The following is a 16556-nucleotide window of genomic DNA, read 5'->3' as shown; positions in this document are numbered from 1 at the left end:
TGCCGCTGCTCACTTGCCAACACGTTTGAAAGGCCAGCCGCCGGTCTCAGCGGATCTGGGCCACGCCCGGCAGTGGCGGAAAATTGCCGGCGCAGGCCACCAGCATGGCCCGCACCCGCTCCAGCCCGCCGTCGTCGATGCCGTCCGGCAACGGTCGCATCCGGTCCTCCGCTGGGAAGGTGCCATAACCGGCGAACAGGCAGTGCCAGCTCATCGCCGAATAGTAGCGCGCGCCATAAAGCCGCGCGTTGGCCTGTGCCAGGTCAGCCTGGCTGAACCACGCGGTCATCATCGCCTTGAGCCGGTCCGAAAGGTGCTGGTTGGCGGCATTCTCGCGCCAATAGGGCGTGTCGCTGCGCTGGTTCAGGCGGTAATGGCCCACGATGTAGTCGCGGATCCCCTCATACCGCTCAGCGGCCTGCTGGTTGAAGGCATCGCGGTTGGCCGGGGTAAAGCCGCCTTCCTCCAGCGCTTGGGCGAATTCCAGGGCTGTGGCGATGACGATGTGCAGCGCGGTCGCCTCCAGCGGCTCCATGAACCCCTGCGCCAGACCTCCTGCCAGGCAGTTGCGCTCCCAGGTCTGCTCCATGCGCCCTACGCGCATGGTCAGGAATCGCACCGGCTCTGCCGCGTCGAGCATGCCGGTCGCCGCGCGCAATTCGGTCTCGGCCTGATCGGCACTGATGTGGCGCGAGGAATAGACATAGCCGTTGCCCACCCGCGTGGTCAGCGGAATGCGCCAGCGCCAGCCTGCCTGCATGGCAATGCTGTCGGTCTGCGGCAGCACTGGTCCGCTGTGCGGCGTGGGGATGACCACGGCGGCATCGTTGAACAGGTTGTCTGCAAAGGAGATGAACCGCCCGCCCAGCGCCTGCTGCGCGATCACCGCGCGAAAGCCCGAGCAGTCGACGAACAGGTCCCCCGCGATCCGCTCGCCGTCCTCGCATACCAGCGCAGCCACGTCACCGCGCCCGTCCAGCGCCACATCGACGACACGGCGCGGCAGGTGGACAATTCCGCGCGCCACGCCCCAGTCGCGCAGGAACGCGCCCAGCTTGTAGGCATCGAAGTGATAGCCATAGCCGGGCGCAAAGGGGAACTGCGGCCCCGGATGGGGAGAGCGGCCCTCGCCCGCCAAGACGCTCGCCAGGAACCAGGGGTCGGGGTGCGCAGGCACGGCAAAACCGCGCCGCGCCGCCGCGCAGGCGCGAATGAAGCCGGGTTCGCTGTGCAGGTCGATCGGGCCGGGAAAGGGGTGGAAATAGCTTTCGAAGCCCGGCCGCTCGCTCCAGCCGGAAAAGCGGATGCCCAGCTTCCAGGTGGCATCGCAGGCGGGCATCCATTCGGCCTCGGCAATGCCCAGCAGGTCGAACATGGCCTTTAGTTGCGGCGTGGAACCCTCGCCCACGCCGATGATGCCGATCTCCGGGCTCTCCACCAGGGTCACCCGTCCGCCGCGCGCTGCCCAGCGGTGGTGCAGCAGGCAGGCGGTGATCCACCCGGCGCTGCCGCCGCCCAGGATCACCACATGCGGCGGGCGCGGCGGTGTCACCGGGGCAGCGGCTCCAGCCGGATGGCCAGGCCGCCGCCGGGGGCCAACCAGAACCGGCGGCTGTCTCCGGCGCGGACCTCGAAGCTGTCATAGGCGATGCGGTGTCGCGCCTCGGTCTCGTAGGTTGCGCCCTCGCCGTCCTGCCACACGCTGGCGCGATAGGTGACGCCGGGATCGAGGAAGCCGAAATCGAGCGTCACGTCACGGGCCGTGGCATCGTTGATACCCCCGGCGAACCAGCGATCGGAATTGCGGTCCTTGCGAGCGAAGATGGCGTAGTCCCCCACCGCGCCCGCCACCAGGCGGCTGTCGGCCCAGTCGGTCGGAACCGAGCGGATGAAGTCCATCTCGCGCGGGTGCTGGGCCAGGCTATCGATGAAGTCCGCCGCCATCTGGATGGGCGAATAGATCGCCAGGTAGAGACCAAGCTGCTTGGCCAGTGTGGAGGCCATCGGCACCCCATCCTGGCCCGTAAGGCTGAGAATACCGGGTGTGTAGTCCATCGGGCCGGAGAGCATGCGGGTGTAGACCAACGTTGGCTCGTGCTCCGGTCCGTTGCCGAAGGCGCTCCAGGCATTGTATTCCTGCCCGCGCGCGCCTTCGCGCGCAACCCAGTTGGGATAAGTGCGGCGAAGGCCCGTGTCCTTCACCGGCTCGTGCGGGTTGACCGCGATGCGGTGCTCTGCGGCTTCCTGCACCACGCGCAGGTGATGCTGCACCTGGCGCTGGCCATCGTGCCATTCCATCACTTGGGCCCCGCAGGGATCGGCAATATCGGCATTGCACGCAATGATCCCACCCGCATCGGCCACATAGCCGGTCTTCACCCAGTCGATCCCCAGCCGCTGGTAGAGCGCCATCGCGTCATCGAGCTGGGCCTCGTAGTTCGCGATATTGCCCCCCGTTTCGTGATGCCCGATCAGCCGCACGCCGCGCTGGCGGGCATAGGCGGAGAGGCTTTCGATGTCGAAATCGGGATAGGCGCGGGTGAAGCTGAACTCGCGACCGTTGCCAAACCACGGGCCGTCCCAGCCATGGTCCCAGCCTTCCACCAGCACCCCGCGAAACCCGTTCTCCGCCGCGAAATCGATGTATTCGCGCGTGCGTTCGGTCGTCGCGCCGTGGCGATCCCCCTGCGCCCAGGTCCAGCGGTTGGAAATCATGCCCCACCAGATGCCGATGTAGCGGCCCGGCTGCACCCAGCTTACATCGCCCAGCGCGTTGGGCTCGTTGAGGTTCAACTCAAGGTCGCTCTCCACCAGCCCGGCTGCGTCCGGCGCCACGCGGATCGTGCGCCAGGGCGTGGTGAAGGCCCCCGTCCGCACCACCTTGGCCCCGCGCGATGATGGTGCCAGGGTAGAGCGGAAGCGGCCGCCGTCCATGCGCTGCAACCACATGCCGGCATAGTCGACCAGCGCCGCCTCGTGGATCGCCAAGTGCGTGCCATCGTCCAGCCGCAGCGTCATGGGCGTGTGCGCAACCGAAACCGCATCGACCGGCGTCTGCTTGTAGAGCTGTTCGTAGCGGTTCCAGTCTCCCGCCTGGATCCACCAGGCGGTGCCCCTTGGGGCAAGCACGAACTCGGTCAGTTCCTCGGCAATGCGCCACTCGGGCTTGTCGGCTCGCGCGGGGAACTCGTAACGGAAACCCAGACCATCGTCGAACACCCGCAGCCGCACGGTAAACTGCCGCGCCGCTGCGTCCTGCTGGCGGAAGGTGACGGCGAGCTCGTTGTGGTGGTCACGCACGAAGCGCCGCTCGCCCCACGGCTGTTCCCAGGTGGAATCCGCGCTGCCTGCCTCCTCGGCTACGATCGCGAAATTGCGCCGCAGCGGGTCCTCGTCGGTCAGGTTGAAGCCCAGGCTGGACGGCGCAACCAGCACCTGCCCGGCCAGGGTCACGGCGTAGTAGGGCTTGCCCTCGCCATCCACTGCCAGTTCCACGGCGATGCGCCCGTCGGGAGAGGTGACGGTGCCTGCCTGCACTCCCACCGGCAGCATCACGAACAGGGCGGCAACAAGCAGGCGCAACATCGGATCAGACCTCCACGATCAGGGCGCCGAACGGCGGCAGGTGGTTCACATCGGCCCCGCCCACCGCGCTGAGCACGCGGCCCGCCAAGCCCTCCAGGGCAAGCGGCTCGGCCCCCAGGTTGAACAGGCAACGCAGCGTCTGCCCCTCCGCCGCGCGCGTCAGCTCCAGCAGGTCGCCCCGCCCTCCGCACGCCGCCACGCGACCGTGATGCAGCGCGGGGTTGGCCTTGCGCAACGCCAGCACGGAACGCGTATGGTTGAGCAGCGATTCAGGATCGGCCTCCTGCGCATCCACCGCGCGGGCCAGGTTCTCCTCGCCCACCGGCAACCACGGCTGGGCCTGGCAGAAGCCCGCCCCCGGTGTCTCGGCCATCCACGGCAAGGGCGTGCGCGCCCCGTCGCGGCTAAGGGTCAGCGGCCAGTTGGCGATCGCCTCCGGGTCATGCAACTGCTCGAAGGGGATCTCCACCTGGGTCAGGCCTAACTCCTCGCCCTGGTAGAAAATGATGTTGCCGCGCAGGGCCGCAAACAGCAGCACCTTCATTCGCGCGGCCGCCGCATGGTCCTGCGGCTGCCACCAGCGGCTGAGCGCGCGCGGCGCGTCATGGTTTTCGAAGGCCCAGCTTGGCCAGCCCATGCCCGGCTGATCCGGCCATTGCGCCAGCGCTGCACATACCAGTTCGGGGGTCAGACGGTCGGCATAGAGGAAGTTGAAGCCATAGGCAGAGTTGAGGTGCCCCTCTCCGGCCGTGAAGGCGTGCATCTCGCCCGTGGCATCGTCCCCGCCCACTTCGGCCACGGTGAACACGCCGTCATATTCATCGGTCAGCGCCCTGATCCGCGCGATGAAGGCGGGAATGTGAGGGTGCGACTGGTTGTAGATCCGCTGCTGGAAATCGAACGGCCGGGTGCGCTGCTTGTTGCTGGCGGGCGCGGGCGGGTTATCGCGCAACTGCGGATCGTGCATGGCAAAGTTCAGCGCATCGATGCGGAAGCCATCCACCCCGCGATCCAGCCAGAAGCGCATGACTGCCAGCACGGCATCCTGCACATCCGGGTTGTGCAGGTTCAACTGCGGCTGGGCGCTGAGGAAATTGTGCAGGTAATACTGGCCCCGGCGCGCATCCCAGGTCCAGGCGGGGCCGCCGAACACCGACTGCCAGTTACTGGGCGGCGATCCGTCGGGCTTGGCCTCGGCCCACACGTACCAGTCATGCTTCTGGTTGGTGCGATCGGCGCGGCTTTCGGCGAACCACGGATGCTCGTCTGATGTGTGCGAATAGACCTGGTCGATCAGCACCTTCAGCCCCAGGGCGTGGGCGCGCGCCACCACGGTATCGAAGTCAGCGAGCGTGCCGAACACCGGATCGACATCGCAGTAATCGGCCACGTCATAGCCGAAGTCCTTCATCGGGCTTCTGAAGAACGGGCTGATCCAGATGGCATCCACGCCCAGCCGGGCAACGTGGTCCAGCCGCCGGGCGATGCCTGGCAGGTCACCCACGCCGTCGCCGTCGGAATCCATGAAGCTGCGCGGATAGATTTGGTAGATGGCGGCGCCTTTCCACCAGGGCATTGCTGTATCGGTCACTGTCCTGCCTCGTTTGCCCGGCACACGGCCCAACCGAAGGCGGGCACGGTGAAGCGGGCGCTTCCCGGTGCGCTGACTGCGGCGGGGCATGCCCCGTCCAGCGCGGTAAAGGTGCGCGCCGTCGAACCCAGCCAGACATTGGCCGAGCGTTCCTGGGCGGTGGTATTGAAGATCACCAGGTATTCACGGCCATCGGCGGGATCGAACCGGCTGACGGCGAACAGGCCCGGCCCCTGCTCGTAATGGCGCACGAACTGGCGGCCGCGGCTAAGCGCAGGGTGCGTGCGCCGGATTGCGGAGAGCCGCGCGATGGTGCGAAACAGCGGGTGATCTTCGTCGAAATTGGCCCGCGCCGTGGTGGCATCGGTGCCGATCAGGTCGTTGTCATTATACTCGGCGGTGGCGCTGGGCATCATGTCCTCGCGCGCCTGCTGGTCCACCCCGTCACCCACGAAGCCCTGTTCGTCACCGTAATAGATCACCGGGCTGCCGCGCAGGCCAAGCATCATGGCGTGGCCCAGCGTGACGCGGGCCAGCAGTTCATCCTGCGAGATGCCGGGAATGTCCTGCCGCAGCAGGGTGGAGAAGCGGCCCATGTCATGGTTGCCCAGGAAAGTCGGCAGGTTCAGCGCCGCCTCCTCGCCGCCTTCGTAAAGCACGTCCCCGTCATAGAGCTGGGCCATGACCACGGTGCCCTGCCCCTTGCCCAGCACGGCGCGGACCGAAGCCTGGAAGGCGAAGTCCAGCACCGATGGCAGACCGTCCCGCCGAGTGTATTCGGCGATATAGCCGTTCTGCGGCACGTCCTTGTAGACCTCGCCGAAGATATGGAAGTTGGGCACGCCTTCCTCCACCGCGACCTGCTGGATGGCAGGCACGAACTGCTGCCAGAAGCCGGGGTCCACGTGGCGCGCGGTATCGATGCGGAAGCCGTCCACCCCGTGGCGGCGGATCCAGTCAGCATAGATGTCGATCATTCCGGCGCGCACGCGCGGGTGTTCGGTAAACAGGTCATCCAGGCCGGAGAAATCGCCGAAGCGGCTGTCCTCGCCGGTGAAGCTGCTGTTGCCGCGATTGTGGTAGTAGATCGGATCGTTCAGCCAAGCGGGCACTTTCACGCCGCGCTCGGCCTCCGGCACCTGCGGGATATAGGCATAGTTCGGGTCAACCAGCCGGGCGAAGTTGGCTTCGCTGGAGTCCTCGTGACCCGTGAAGCCGGGGTTGATCGCAGGCCCGCCCGGACCGCCGCGCGAAGCATACGGATAATCGCCCAGGCTGCGATATTCGTAGTTGGTCGCGTCACCATCGGCATAGCGGATCACGTCCGCCGTGTGGTTGGTGATGATGTCCATGTAGACCTTCATCCCGCGCGCATGGGCGGCAGCGACGAACTCGGCAAACTCCGCATCGGTGCCGAAATGCGCATCCGGCCGGGTGAAGTCGGTCACCCAGTAGCCGTGATAGCCGGCACTCTCCTCGCCGGGTGGGCCCTGCACCGGCTTGTTTTGGAAGATCGGGGTCAGCCAGATGGCGGTGATGCCCAGTCGTTCCAGGTAATCGAGCCGCGCGGTCAGGCCCGCCAGGTCGCCGCCATGGAAGAAGCCGCGCGCTGAAGGATCGAAGCCGGTGGCCAGCCGGTCGCCTGTCAGCCCGCCGTGATCGTTGGCAGGGTCGCCGTTCTCGAAACGATCGGGCAGGACGAAGTAGATCACCTCCTCGGCCGGCACGCGGGCGCGCAGGCCGGCAGCCGGTTGCGCGGTGGCACAACCGGGCAGCAGGGCGCAGGCGGCCAGCAGGGGCAGGATCAGGCGCTTCATGCGGGCACTCCCTGGCTCTGGCCGATGTAGTCGCGCAGGAAATCCAGGTGGCGGGGCATGGCCCGCGCCTGGTCCACCAGCGATGTTTCGGTTTCATGCAGCAGACGGGCAAGGTCGGCTTCGCCCAAGGCATCGGCGACAGGGTTGTAGCCATGGGCCGCCACGCCCTGCCCCGCCAGCACCTGGAACCAGCCGACGGGGGTGAACAGCTCCTCGTGCTCGCGGTGGATGAACCCGGCGGCGCGCCACAGGTCCAGCTTGGCCGCCAGCGTATCGGGCAGGTCCATATTGCGGACCTGGTCCCAGAACGGCTGGCCGTGGCGCTGGTTGGCCCAGTAGTGCAGCACCAGGAAATCGCGGATGCGGGCCCATTCGAAATCGGCCTGGGCGTTGAAGTAATCGGCCAGCGCCGGATCGCCGCGCCCGCCGGGCAGGATTGCCAGCAGGCGGCTTATCGCGCTTTGCACCAGATGGATGGAGGTGGATTCCAGCGGCTCCATGAAGCCTGCCGCCAGGCCCAGCGCCAGGCAATTCTGCGCCCAATGCCGGCGGCGCTTGCCAGTGGTGAACCGGATCGGGCGCGGATCGGCAGTAGCCTTTCCGTCAAGGTTGGCGAGGAGCACGCTGGCCGCCTCGTCATCGCTCAGGTGGGCGCTGGAATAGACCAGCCCGTTGCCGATGCGGTGCTGCAGCGGAATGCGCCACTGCCAGCCAGCCTCGCGCGCGATGGCGCGGGTGAAGGGGGTGAAATCGCCGCCGCCCTCGCACGGCACAGCCATGGCCCGGTCGCATGGCAGCCAGTTTGACCAATCATCAAACGGCGTGCCAAGCGCCTGCCCGACCAGCAGGGCGCGAAAGCCGGTGCAGTCGATGAAGAAGTCCGCCGCCAGCCGCCGCCCGTCGTCCAGCACCAGCGCGGCAATGTCGCCCGTCTCGCCCTGGCGTTCCACATGGGCGATCTGCCCCTCGTGGCGCACCACCCCGCGCGCCTCGGCATAGCGGCGCAGGTAGGCCGCATAGAGCCCGGCATCGAAATGGTAGGCATAGGGCATCTCGCGTGCGGCGGGATGCGGGCGGCCGCGCTGCATCCGCATGGTGCGCGCCGCCAGTTCGTTGAGGGAATAACGCACCAGCGGCTTCGCCAGCCCCAGCTTCCGCGCGCGCAGCCAGTAATGCTGGAAGGGCAGCAAGCCCACGCCCTGCCCAACGTCACCAAAAGCATGCATGTAGCTGTGGCCTTCATGCAGCCAGCCATCGAAGGAGATGCCCAGCTTGAAGCTGCCCTTCGTCTCGCGCAGGAACTCCGCCTCGTCCAGGCCCAGCGCGCCGTTGAACAGGTGGATCTGGGGGATCGTGGCCTCGCCCACGCCCACGGTGCCGATGGCCTCGCTCTCGACCAGCTGCAGGCGGCTGCCGGGAGGGGCGAAGCGGGCCAGCGCGGCCGCTGCCATCCAGCCGGCCGTGCCGCCGCCCGCTACCAGAATGTCGACACCGCGTCCGCTGGTCATCGCCGCACCACTATCCTGTCCCGTGCCGATCATGGACCAGGTGGGCCAGATGGGCAAAATGTGCCGGCGGGGGGAGCGGGAAGAGCTTGAATTCCCGTTGGGAGAGATTTTACTCCCCCCGCCGGTCTCACCTACCGCCTTAGAAGCGGTAGGAAGCACCGATCAGGTACGTGCGACCGTAGCTTTCGTAGTCGATGATCTGGGCCCGGTCGCCGTTCTGGTAGTTGATGAAGGGCTCATCGGTCAGGTTCAGCGCCTGCAGAGTCAGGCTCAGGCCTTCCAGCGATCCTTCCTCGAAGCGATAGCCGATCTGCGCGTCGAAGATCGATTCCGCATAGGTCTGGCGGAAGCTGCGGCTGGCCGAGATGCCGATGAACTCGGCCAGGAAGCTGGAGCGGTAACGGTGGCTGAGGCGCGCCTCGAACCCGCTGTTCTCGAAGTAGATGGTGGAGTTGACCACCCACTTCGACAGCCCCGGCACATCGACCGAGAACGAGGCCCCGGTGGGCGGCGTCACGGTCAACTGGCTTTCGGTATACGACAGGCTGGTCTGGAAGCCGAAGCCCTCCAGCGCGCTGGTCAGCGTCTCGAACGGCATCGACAGGGTGGCTTCCACACCGAAGATGTGGCCTTCCGCCCCGTTGTCCGGCCCGGACACGAAGCCCAGGTTCTGCTGCCCGCTGCCGTTGTATGCCGCAAGCTGCGTGCCGGTGAGCGAAGGCACCAGGTACGAGAAGTCGCGGACCACCGAAGCGTTCGGGTTCACGAAATTGCTCAGCCACTTGTAGTAGGTGGCAACCGCCAGGTAGCCGCCCGCGCCGTCGAAGTAATACTCGTAGGACGCGTCCACCCCATCGGCCACGTAGGGCCGCAGCTGCGGGTTACCGCCGCTGCCGCTGAAGATCGAGTTCAACGAACCCTGCGGGGCATTGGCAATGCTGGCGTTATACGAGGCGTTGAGCTGGTCCATGCGCGGCCGGGCCAGGGTGCGCGCCGCGCCGAAGCGCAGGAACATGTCGCTGCCCACCTCGAAGCTGAGGTTCACGCTGGGCAGCACGTGGGTGTAGCTGTCGCCACCCGTCACCGGGGTCTGCACCGCGGCGATGCCGCCGGGCGAGTTGAACCCGTCGCTGCTCTGCTCGGTGCGCACCACCTGCACGCCCAGGTTGCCGGTCAGCGGCAGGCCGCCAAGATCGGCATCCAGGTCCGCCCGGGCATATCCGGTATAGACCCGCTCGTTGACCACCCAGTCACCCGGGAACGGCAGGCTGGAGCTCTGCACGCTGGTCAGCACATAGGTGCCATCGTTGATCAGCGCGAAGGGATCATAGGCAACCTGCGGCCCGAAGCCCAGGAAGCCCAGCGAGGCGATCGGCTCCAGCAGGGCCGACTGCGGGATCGCCAACCGGGTGGTGGCACCCTGCGCGGCATAGACCGAGGGGCCGCCCTTCAGGCTAAGGAAGTTCTGCGTGATGTCGCGCGCCTTCGACCGGTCGTCATAGGCCGCGCCCACCACCAGGGCATCGATGAAGCCGCCTTCGACCTTGTAGCCGGCTTCGCCGCGCAGGCTCCACAGCTCGTCCTCGGTCGTGGTGTCATTGATGAAGCCCGCCTGCACGATGCCGCCGGCACCCCAGCCCCGCGGATCGGTGAGCTGGATCAGGTTGGTGTTGGAATAGTCGATCTGGTTGGTGAAGCTGTAGGGGAACCCGCCATCGGTGCTGTTGACCACCACCGTATCCGACGGACCGGCACCGGCCGCAAAAGTCAGGCCGGAATAGCTCTCCACCTGCTGCAGCCGGCGTTCCGAACGCGAGTAGGACGCATCGAAATCGAAGAACCAGTTGTCGTCCTCGTAGCGGGTGTTCCACCCGGCGGCGAAGGTCTGGGTGTCCTTGCGATCATAGTCGTTGCGCACCACCGGCTGCACGTTGCGGAAGGTGACGCTGTCCGGGAAGGCGCCGCCGCTGTTGGCGGAAATCGTGGTGCCCGCCCCCCAGCCGGGATTGAACGGGAATTCGATACCGCGCTGCGGAATGCGCTCGCGATAGTCGGCATAGAACAGGTCGATCGCAGTGTTCCATTCCGCCGAAGGCTGCAACTCCAGCGTGCCGAACATGCCCAAGCGATCCAGGTCTACCGAGCGCGAGAACGGCTTCATGCCACCCAGCACGGCATAGCCCGCATCGTCGGGGTAGCCCCATGCGTTGAACTTCTGCACCTGGCTGGGGCTGGACTGATAGGCGAGGCCCACGGCCACGCCCAGGGTATCGTCGGCAAACTGGTCGACATAGGTGCCGGTGGCGCGATAGCCCCAGCCCGGCACGTCGGGATTGAGCGAGCCGTCCTCGTTGAATTCCAGGCGACCGCTGACCGAGATCACTTCCTCGCTGTCCAGCGGGCGGATGGTGCGCAGGTCAACCGTGCCTGCCAGGCCCTGGCCGACCAGGCCGGCATAGGGGGTCTTGTAGATCACGCCGTTGTTGATCAGTTCGGCCGGATACTGGTCGTATTCCACCGCGCGGTTGTCACCCGAAGAGACGACCTGGCGGCCGTTGAGCAGCGAGTTGGAATAGTCCGGGCCCAGGCCGCGGACCGAAAGGCTCTGCGCGCGGCCGTCAACGCGCTGCACCGCCAGGCCGGGCAGGCGGCCCAGCGTTTCGGCAATCGACACGTCGGGCAGCTTGCCGATGTCTTCGGCAGAGAAGGCTTCGGCAATCACCGGCGCATCGCGCTTCAGGCCGGCGGCCGATTCCAGGGCCTGACGATAGCCGGTGACGATGATGGCATCTTCCGGCGCCGTATCGTCGGCAGCGGCAGAGGCGGCGGCATCCTGCGCCACGGCGATGGACGGGATCGCCAGTGCGGCGATAGCGAATGCGGTGGTGCTTGCACCCACGCGCAGCGTCTTGCGGAAAGTCGTCATGATAGTCCCAGGCTCCCCCCGTGACCGGATGTCCGGCAACGGTTTTGTGTTCTCGTCGCCAGGTGCGGGACATGCCGTCCAGCCACTTCAAGCGATGGGCAATTTATCCGGGCAAAGTTCCACATTGGGAAGCAAGCATACGTATACGCAGGCCGCAGATTCATGAATTCCGCTTTTATTGCAAATATTTGGATCAGCAGTTGAGGAACAGGTTCAGGGTCAGCCGGCCGCGTGACGGGTCTGCCACCGGCACGAAATCGGGCGGCAGGCTGGCGCAGTGCAACTGGTTGCCGCGATAGATCACCAAGCGATTGAACAGTCCTTCCACCAGGCCGATCCGTTCGAACAGCGCCGAGTCCTCGCCGATATAGCCAGCGGCTGGCAGGCCGTGGCGGGCGGCATCGGCGTGCAGGTTCTGCTGATAGCTGGCGAAGCGTTCCGCCGTCACGCTTTCAAACCCGGTGGAGCGCTGGCGGTAGAAGGCCGTGCCCGTACCGGCTGCGGGATCGAGATAGAGCAGCACGGCCAGCCGTTCGGGCTCCACCCCGTCGAAATGCGGCAGGCGCTGGATCGGGGCCAGGTCCTGTGGCGACATGGTCAGCAGGCTCAGGAAGCATTCACCAAAGGCCGGGGGCGCGGCCAGGTGGAATACCTGCTGGAGAAGCGGTCCCAGGGGATCCACCAGCGGCATGGCGATAGCTGCAGAAACCGGCGCCCGCAGGCCGGGATAGTGCGGGCCGATCGGGCGATAGGTGTGGCGCGCGGCCACGGCCCGCACCAGTTCGGGATCAGCCAGCGCATCATCGACAACCACCAGCGGGTTGCATTCCGCGCCCAGCGTGGAAGCAACCGGACGGGCCTGTTCCAGCAGGGCCAGCGGCGATTCCATGCGTGCTTTGCCTTTCCGCTATCTGGACAAAATGTCGGGTTTGCCAAGCGGCAGGGTGCGACCTATCATGCCATGGGGGATAGACGCCATGCCTGTGTCGGCGGGGCGCAGGGAGAGGCCATTGGGACGACCGCCAACCGGCAAGCCGACAAGCTTCGACATCGCCTATCTCGCGGGCGTTTCGCAGCCCACGGTCAGCCGGGCGCTGCGCGGGGACCGCTCGGTCAGCGAGGCGACGCGGCAGAAGATCGTCAAGATCGCCGAAGACCTGCGCTACACGGTGGACAAGAACGCCTCGTCGCTGCGCTCGCAGCGGTCAAACACCATTGCCCTGCTGTTCTTCGAGGACGATCCGAGCGACGAGGGCACGATAAATCCGTTCTTCCTGGCCATGCTCGGCTCGATCACGCGGGCCTGCGCCACGCGCGGGCTGGACCTGCTGATCAGCTTCCAGCGGATGGAGGACAACTGGCACATGCGCTACCAGGATGCACACCGGGCCGACGGACTTATCCTGCTGGGTTATGGCGACTATTCGCTTTACGCCATGCGGCTGGCGCAACTGATCGAGCAGGGCACCCATTTCGCCCGCTGGGGATCGGTCCGCAGCGAAAGCAGCGGGGCCACCATCGGTTCTGACAACCTGGGCGCGGGACAACTGGCGGGCGAGCACCTGCTGGTCCAGGGCTGCCGGCGAATCGCCTTCCTGGGCCATGCGACCGAGAGCTATCCCGAATTCGCCCACCGCTACGAAGGGCTCTGTACAGCCATGCGCGCCGCCGGGCTGGAGCCTGATCCCGCCCTGCAGCACGATGCCTATACCACCGAGGATGACGGCTATCGCGCCGCCCAGGCGCTGCTTGCGGGCGGTGCGGCGTTCGATGCGGTGTTCGCTGCCAGCGACCTGATCGCCATCGGTGCCATGCGCGCCCTGGCGGAAGCAAGGCTGCGGGTGCCAGGGGACGTGGCCGTGATGGGCTTCGACAACATCTCTGCCGCCAGCCTCACCAGCCCGCCATTGACCACCATCCAGCAGGACGTGAAGGGCGCGGGTGACCGGCTGGTGGAAACCCTGCTGGCCCAGATCGACGGGCGGCCCCTGCCCGATGCCCGCCTGCCCACGCGGCTGATTACCCGCGGCAGCACCGCCCGCGCCTGAGGGCGCGCAAGTCCCGCTATACATTCGTATACATGTTGCGGGCCCCGGCGCTTCCATGCCAGCCGTGGGCTATCGAGCAAGGTGGCGGCAAGTCCACCGTACGGGAGAAGGTGTGCGCGCGATGGGACAACCGCGAACGGACAAGCCGCGCCAGGGCTTCTGGGGCCTGTGGAACATCAGCTTCGGCTTCTTCGGCATCCAGATCGGCTTTGCCCTGCAGAACGCGAACATGAGCCGCGTCTTCCAGACGCTGGGCGCCAGCATGGACGACCTGCCTGCGCTGTGGGTAGCCGCGCCGCTGACCGGGCTGCTGGTACAGCCGGTGATCGGCCACCTGTCCGATCGGACCTGGAACCGGCTGGGTCGCCGCCGACCCTATTTCCTGGCCGGGGCCGTACTTTCGGCCCTTGCCCTGCTGATCATGCCGCTGAGCCCGCTGATGGGCGCGCCGCTGGTGTTTGCCGCGGTGATGCTGTGGGTGCTCGATGCCAGCCTCAACGTCTCGATGGAGCCGTTCCGCGCTTTCGTGGGCGACATGTTGCGGACCGACCAGCACAGCGCCGGCTATGCCGTGCAAACCGCCTTCATCGGCGCGGGCGCGGTGGTGGGGTCGATCTTCCCGTGGCTACTGGAGCACCTCGGCGTGCCCAACTTGGCCCCCGACGGGCAGTTGCCCGATACGGTGAAGTGGAGCTTCTGGGCTGGCGGCGCAGCACTGTTTGCCGCCGTCATGTGGACCGTGCTGACCACCCGCGAATACAGCCCGGAGGAGCAGGCCGCCTTTGCCGGGGCCGAAGGCGCTGCCGCAACAGACGACCTGCCGGTGCGCGCGCTGGCCGCCAAGACCTACGTTTCCAGTGGCCTCTGGGTTGCGCTCGGCCTTGCCGTCGCCCTCTCGGTCGAGGCGCTGGACCTGGAAAAGGAAGTGCTGCTGCTGGGGGCGCTGCTGGTGCTGTATGGCGTGCTCAGCGCATTGGCGATCAGCTCGGCCCGCGCCGGGCGCTCCTCCTCGATGCTGTCGAGCATCGTGGGCGACTTTGCCGGGATGCCCGAGGTGATGAAGCGGCTGGCGCTGGTGCAGTTCTTCAGCTGGTCGGGCCTGTTCATCATGTGGATCAACACCACCCCGGTGGTGACCCAGTACGTATTTGGCAGCAGCGATCCGGCCAGCGCCGCCTATAACGAAGGCGCCAACTGGGTGAACGTCCTCTTCACCGTCTACAACGGAGTGGCGGCCGTGGCGGCCCTGGCCCTCCTGCCGTGGCTCAGCCGCCGCTTCGGGCAGGTGCGGACCCATTCGATCTGCCTGACCATCGGTGCGGCGGGATTTCTCGCCTTCTTCCTGGTGCGCGATGCGCAGGCGCTGCTGCTGGCCGAGGTGGGCATCGGCATTGCCTGGGCCAGCATCCTGGCCATGCCCTATGCCATCCTCGCCTCCAGCCTGCCGCAGGCGAAGCTGGGCATCTACATGGGCCTGTTCAACGTCTTCGTGGTGGTGCCGCAACTGCTGGTGGCGACCGTGATGGGTTCGATCATGCAGGCCTTTTTCCCGGGTGAGCCGGTGTGGACGATGCTGTTCGCCGCCGCCGGCTTCATTGTCGCCGCGCTGGCGATGGGCCGCGTGTCGGCCGCCCTCCCCTCTACCCCCGTCAACAAGGACCCCTGACCCATGCGCCGTATCGCCTTTTCGCTCGCCGCCGCCCTGATCGCTGCCGCCACCCCGGCCCTGGCGCAGGAAGCCGCCGACCCCTGGCAGCCGGCCCAGTACGTGCAGATCCGGAACCCGGATTGGATGCGCACCGCCGTGCTCTACCAGATCAACACCCGCCAGTTCACGCCGGAGGGCACCTTTGCCGCCGCCACCCGCGAACTGCCGCGCCTGCGCGCGCTGGGGGTGGACGTGTTGTGGCTGATGCCGATCCACCCGATCGGCGCGCAGAACCGCAAGGGCACGCTCGGCTCCCCCTATTCGGTGCGCGACTACTATGCGGTGAACCCCGAATTCGGCACCGAGGCGGACCTGCGCGCCTTCATCGATGCTGCGCACGCAGAGGGCTTCAAGGTAATCCTGGACCTGGTGGCCAACCACACCGCCTGGGACAACGCCTTGGCCACCCAGCACCCCGACTGGTACGAAAAGACGTGGGACGGCCACTTCCGCCCCACCCCCTGGTGGGACTGGTCCGACGTGATCGACCTCGACTGGAGCCAGCCCGGCGTGCGCCAGCACATTGGCGGGGCGATGGAAATGTGGGTGCGCGACTTTGGCGTGGACGGATTCCGTGCCGACGTGGCCGGCTATGTCCCGGTGGACTTCTGGGAAACGATGCGTGCGCGGCTGGATGCCATCCGCCCGGTCTTCATGCTGGGCGAGGTGCAGCAATCGGCCTGGCACCGCGCCGCGTTTGACGCCTCGTACGGCTGGGACTGGCACGTCGCCAGCAAGAAGATCGCCCACGGCGAGGCCAACGCCACCGGCTTCTTCGGCTATTACGCCGAGAACGAAAGCCTGTGGCCGCGCGAGGCCATGCGCCTGACCTATATCGAAAACCACGACAGCAACGCGTGGGAAGGCACGATCTACGAGAACTTTGGCCCGGCGCTGGAGGCGATGACCGCGCTCAGCTTCACCCATGAAGGCCTGCCGATGATCCACAACGGCCAGGAAGCCTGCAATGCCGACCGGCTGGAGTTCTTCGAAAAAGACCCGATCGACTGGCGGCAGGGGCAGACCTGCACCTACGGCACCCTGCTGGCCGATCTGATCGCGTTCCGCGATGCCAACCCCGCCCTGCACAACGGCCGCTGGGGTGCGCGGATGAGCCAGGTTGTGAACGACAAGCCCCAGCAACTGTTCGCCTGGGTGCGCCAGCAGGATGGCAACAAGGTGGTGGGCCTGTTCAACCTGTCCGCCGAACCGGTGACCGCGCGGCTGGCCGACGGGCTGGCTGCGGGCACCTATACCGATTTCAGCAGCGGCCAGCCGGTGACCATCGCGGCGGGCGACACGGTGGATCTGCCCGCCTGGGGCTGGCGCTTGCTGGCCGGTGGTGGCAACCAGTAGCGCAAAAGTTTTCCTGG

At 66.7% G+C, this 16556-nt stretch carries 10 protein-coding genes; 3 read left to right on the top strand and 7 right to left on the bottom strand.

The genetic code is table 11. The features are described 5' to 3' along the window. Positions 1-46: 46 nt before the first annotated feature. The 7 genes from GRI99_RS04845 to GRI99_RS04815 all read right to left on the bottom strand — a co-directional run bounded on the left by GRI99_RS04845 (position 47) and on the right by GRI99_RS04815 (position 12316). On the bottom strand, positions 47-1552 hold the full coding sequence (locus GRI99_RS04845) for a tryptophan 7-halogenase (protein WP_160770926.1): 1506 nt from the start codon (positions 1550-1552) through the stop codon (positions 47-49). Continuing rightward, the gene (locus GRI99_RS04840; RefSeq protein ID WP_160770925.1) at positions 1549-3585 is read right to left on the bottom strand and encodes a glycoside hydrolase family 97 protein; all 2037 of its coding nucleotides are present in this window, start codon (positions 3583-3585) and stop codon (positions 1549-1551) included. The genes GRI99_RS04845 and GRI99_RS04840 overlap by 4 nt, the downstream gene beginning before the upstream one ends. A 4-nt stretch (positions 3586-3589) precedes the next feature. Further along, positions 3590-5161 (bottom strand): alpha-amylase family glycosyl hydrolase, encoded by a 1572-nt coding sequence (locus GRI99_RS04835; protein WP_160771634.1) that lies wholly within the window; start codon positions 5159-5161, stop codon positions 3590-3592. Between the two features lie 11 nt (positions 5162-5172). Further along, on the bottom strand, positions 5173-6993 hold the full coding sequence (locus GRI99_RS04830) for an alpha-amylase family glycosyl hydrolase (protein WP_160770924.1): 1821 nt from the start codon (positions 6991-6993) through the stop codon (positions 5173-5175). Beyond that, entirely contained in the window at positions 6990-8534 is a 1545-nt protein-coding gene (locus tag GRI99_RS04825; RefSeq protein ID WP_237438154.1) for a tryptophan halogenase family protein, read from the bottom strand. The genes GRI99_RS04830 and GRI99_RS04825 overlap by 4 nt, the downstream gene beginning before the upstream one ends. 106 nt (positions 8535-8640) lie before the next feature. Continuing rightward, entirely contained in the window at positions 8641-11427 is a 2787-nt protein-coding gene (locus tag GRI99_RS04820) for a TonB-dependent receptor (protein WP_160770923.1), read from the bottom strand. A gap of 193 nt (positions 11428-11620) precedes the next feature. Then, a complete protein-coding gene (locus tag GRI99_RS04815) occupies positions 11621-12316 on the bottom strand; it encodes a DUF6445 family protein (protein WP_237438153.1) in 696 nt (231 codons plus the stop codon). A gap of 121 nt (positions 12317-12437) precedes the next feature. Here GRI99_RS04815 and GRI99_RS04810 point away from each other — a divergent pair, with 121 nt between their 5' ends. The 3 genes from GRI99_RS04810 (at position 12438) to GRI99_RS04800 (ending at position 16539) form a co-directional block, all read left to right on the top strand. Next, on the top strand, positions 12438-13475 hold the full coding sequence (locus tag GRI99_RS04810; RefSeq protein ID WP_160770922.1) for a LacI family DNA-binding transcriptional regulator: 1038 nt from the start codon (positions 12438-12440) through the stop codon (positions 13473-13475). 121 nt (positions 13476-13596) lie between these two features. Continuing rightward, entirely contained in the window at positions 13597-15141 is a 1545-nt protein-coding gene (locus GRI99_RS04805; protein WP_160770921.1) for an MFS transporter, read from the top strand. A gap of 3 nt (positions 15142-15144) precedes the next feature. After that, the gene (locus GRI99_RS04800) at positions 15145-16539 is read left to right on the top strand and encodes an alpha-amylase family glycosyl hydrolase (RefSeq protein ID WP_160770920.1); all 1395 of its coding nucleotides are present in this window, start codon (positions 15145-15147) and stop codon (positions 16537-16539) included. Positions 16540-16556: the final 17 nt, after the last annotated feature.

This window comes from Alteraurantiacibacter buctensis (genome assembly GCF_009827655.1).
GTDB lineage: Bacteria > Pseudomonadota > Alphaproteobacteria > Sphingomonadales > Sphingomonadaceae > Alteraurantiacibacter > Alteraurantiacibacter buctensis.
The sequence above is the reverse complement of the archived record's forward strand: the minus strand, read 5'-3'. Positions and strand labels throughout refer to the sequence as shown.

What these genes read in the sequence shown, in the direction of transcription:
- GRI99_RS04815 (WP_237438153.1), bottom strand. Translation starts at nt 12,316, where the DNA reads ATGGAATCGCCGCTGGCCCTGCTGGAACAGGCCCGTCCGGTTGCTTCC.
- GRI99_RS04820 (WP_160770923.1), bottom strand. Translation starts at nt 11,427, where the DNA reads ATGACGACTTTCCGCAAGACGCTGCGCGTGGGTGCAAGCACCACCGCA.
- GRI99_RS04805 (WP_160770921.1), top strand. Translation starts at nt 13,597, where the DNA reads ATGGGACAACCGCGAACGGACAAGCCGCGCCAGGGCTTCTGGGGCCTG.
- GRI99_RS04840 (WP_160770925.1), bottom strand. Translation starts at nt 3,585, where the DNA reads ATGTTGCGCCTGCTTGTTGCCGCCCTGTTCGTGATGCTGCCGGTGGGA.
- GRI99_RS04825 (WP_237438154.1), bottom strand. Translation starts at nt 8,534, where the DNA reads ATGATCGGCACGGGACAGGATAGTGGTGCGGCGATGACCAGCGGACGC.
- GRI99_RS04835 (WP_160771634.1), bottom strand. Translation starts at nt 5,161, where the DNA reads ATGCCCTGGTGGAAAGGCGCCGCCATCTACCAAATCTATCCGCGCAGC.
- GRI99_RS04800 (WP_160770920.1), top strand. Translation starts at nt 15,145, where the DNA reads ATGCGCCGTATCGCCTTTTCGCTCGCCGCCGCCCTGATCGCTGCCGCC.
- GRI99_RS04830 (WP_160770924.1), bottom strand. Translation starts at nt 6,993, where the DNA reads ATGAAGCGCCTGATCCTGCCCCTGCTGGCCGCCTGCGCCCTGCTGCCC.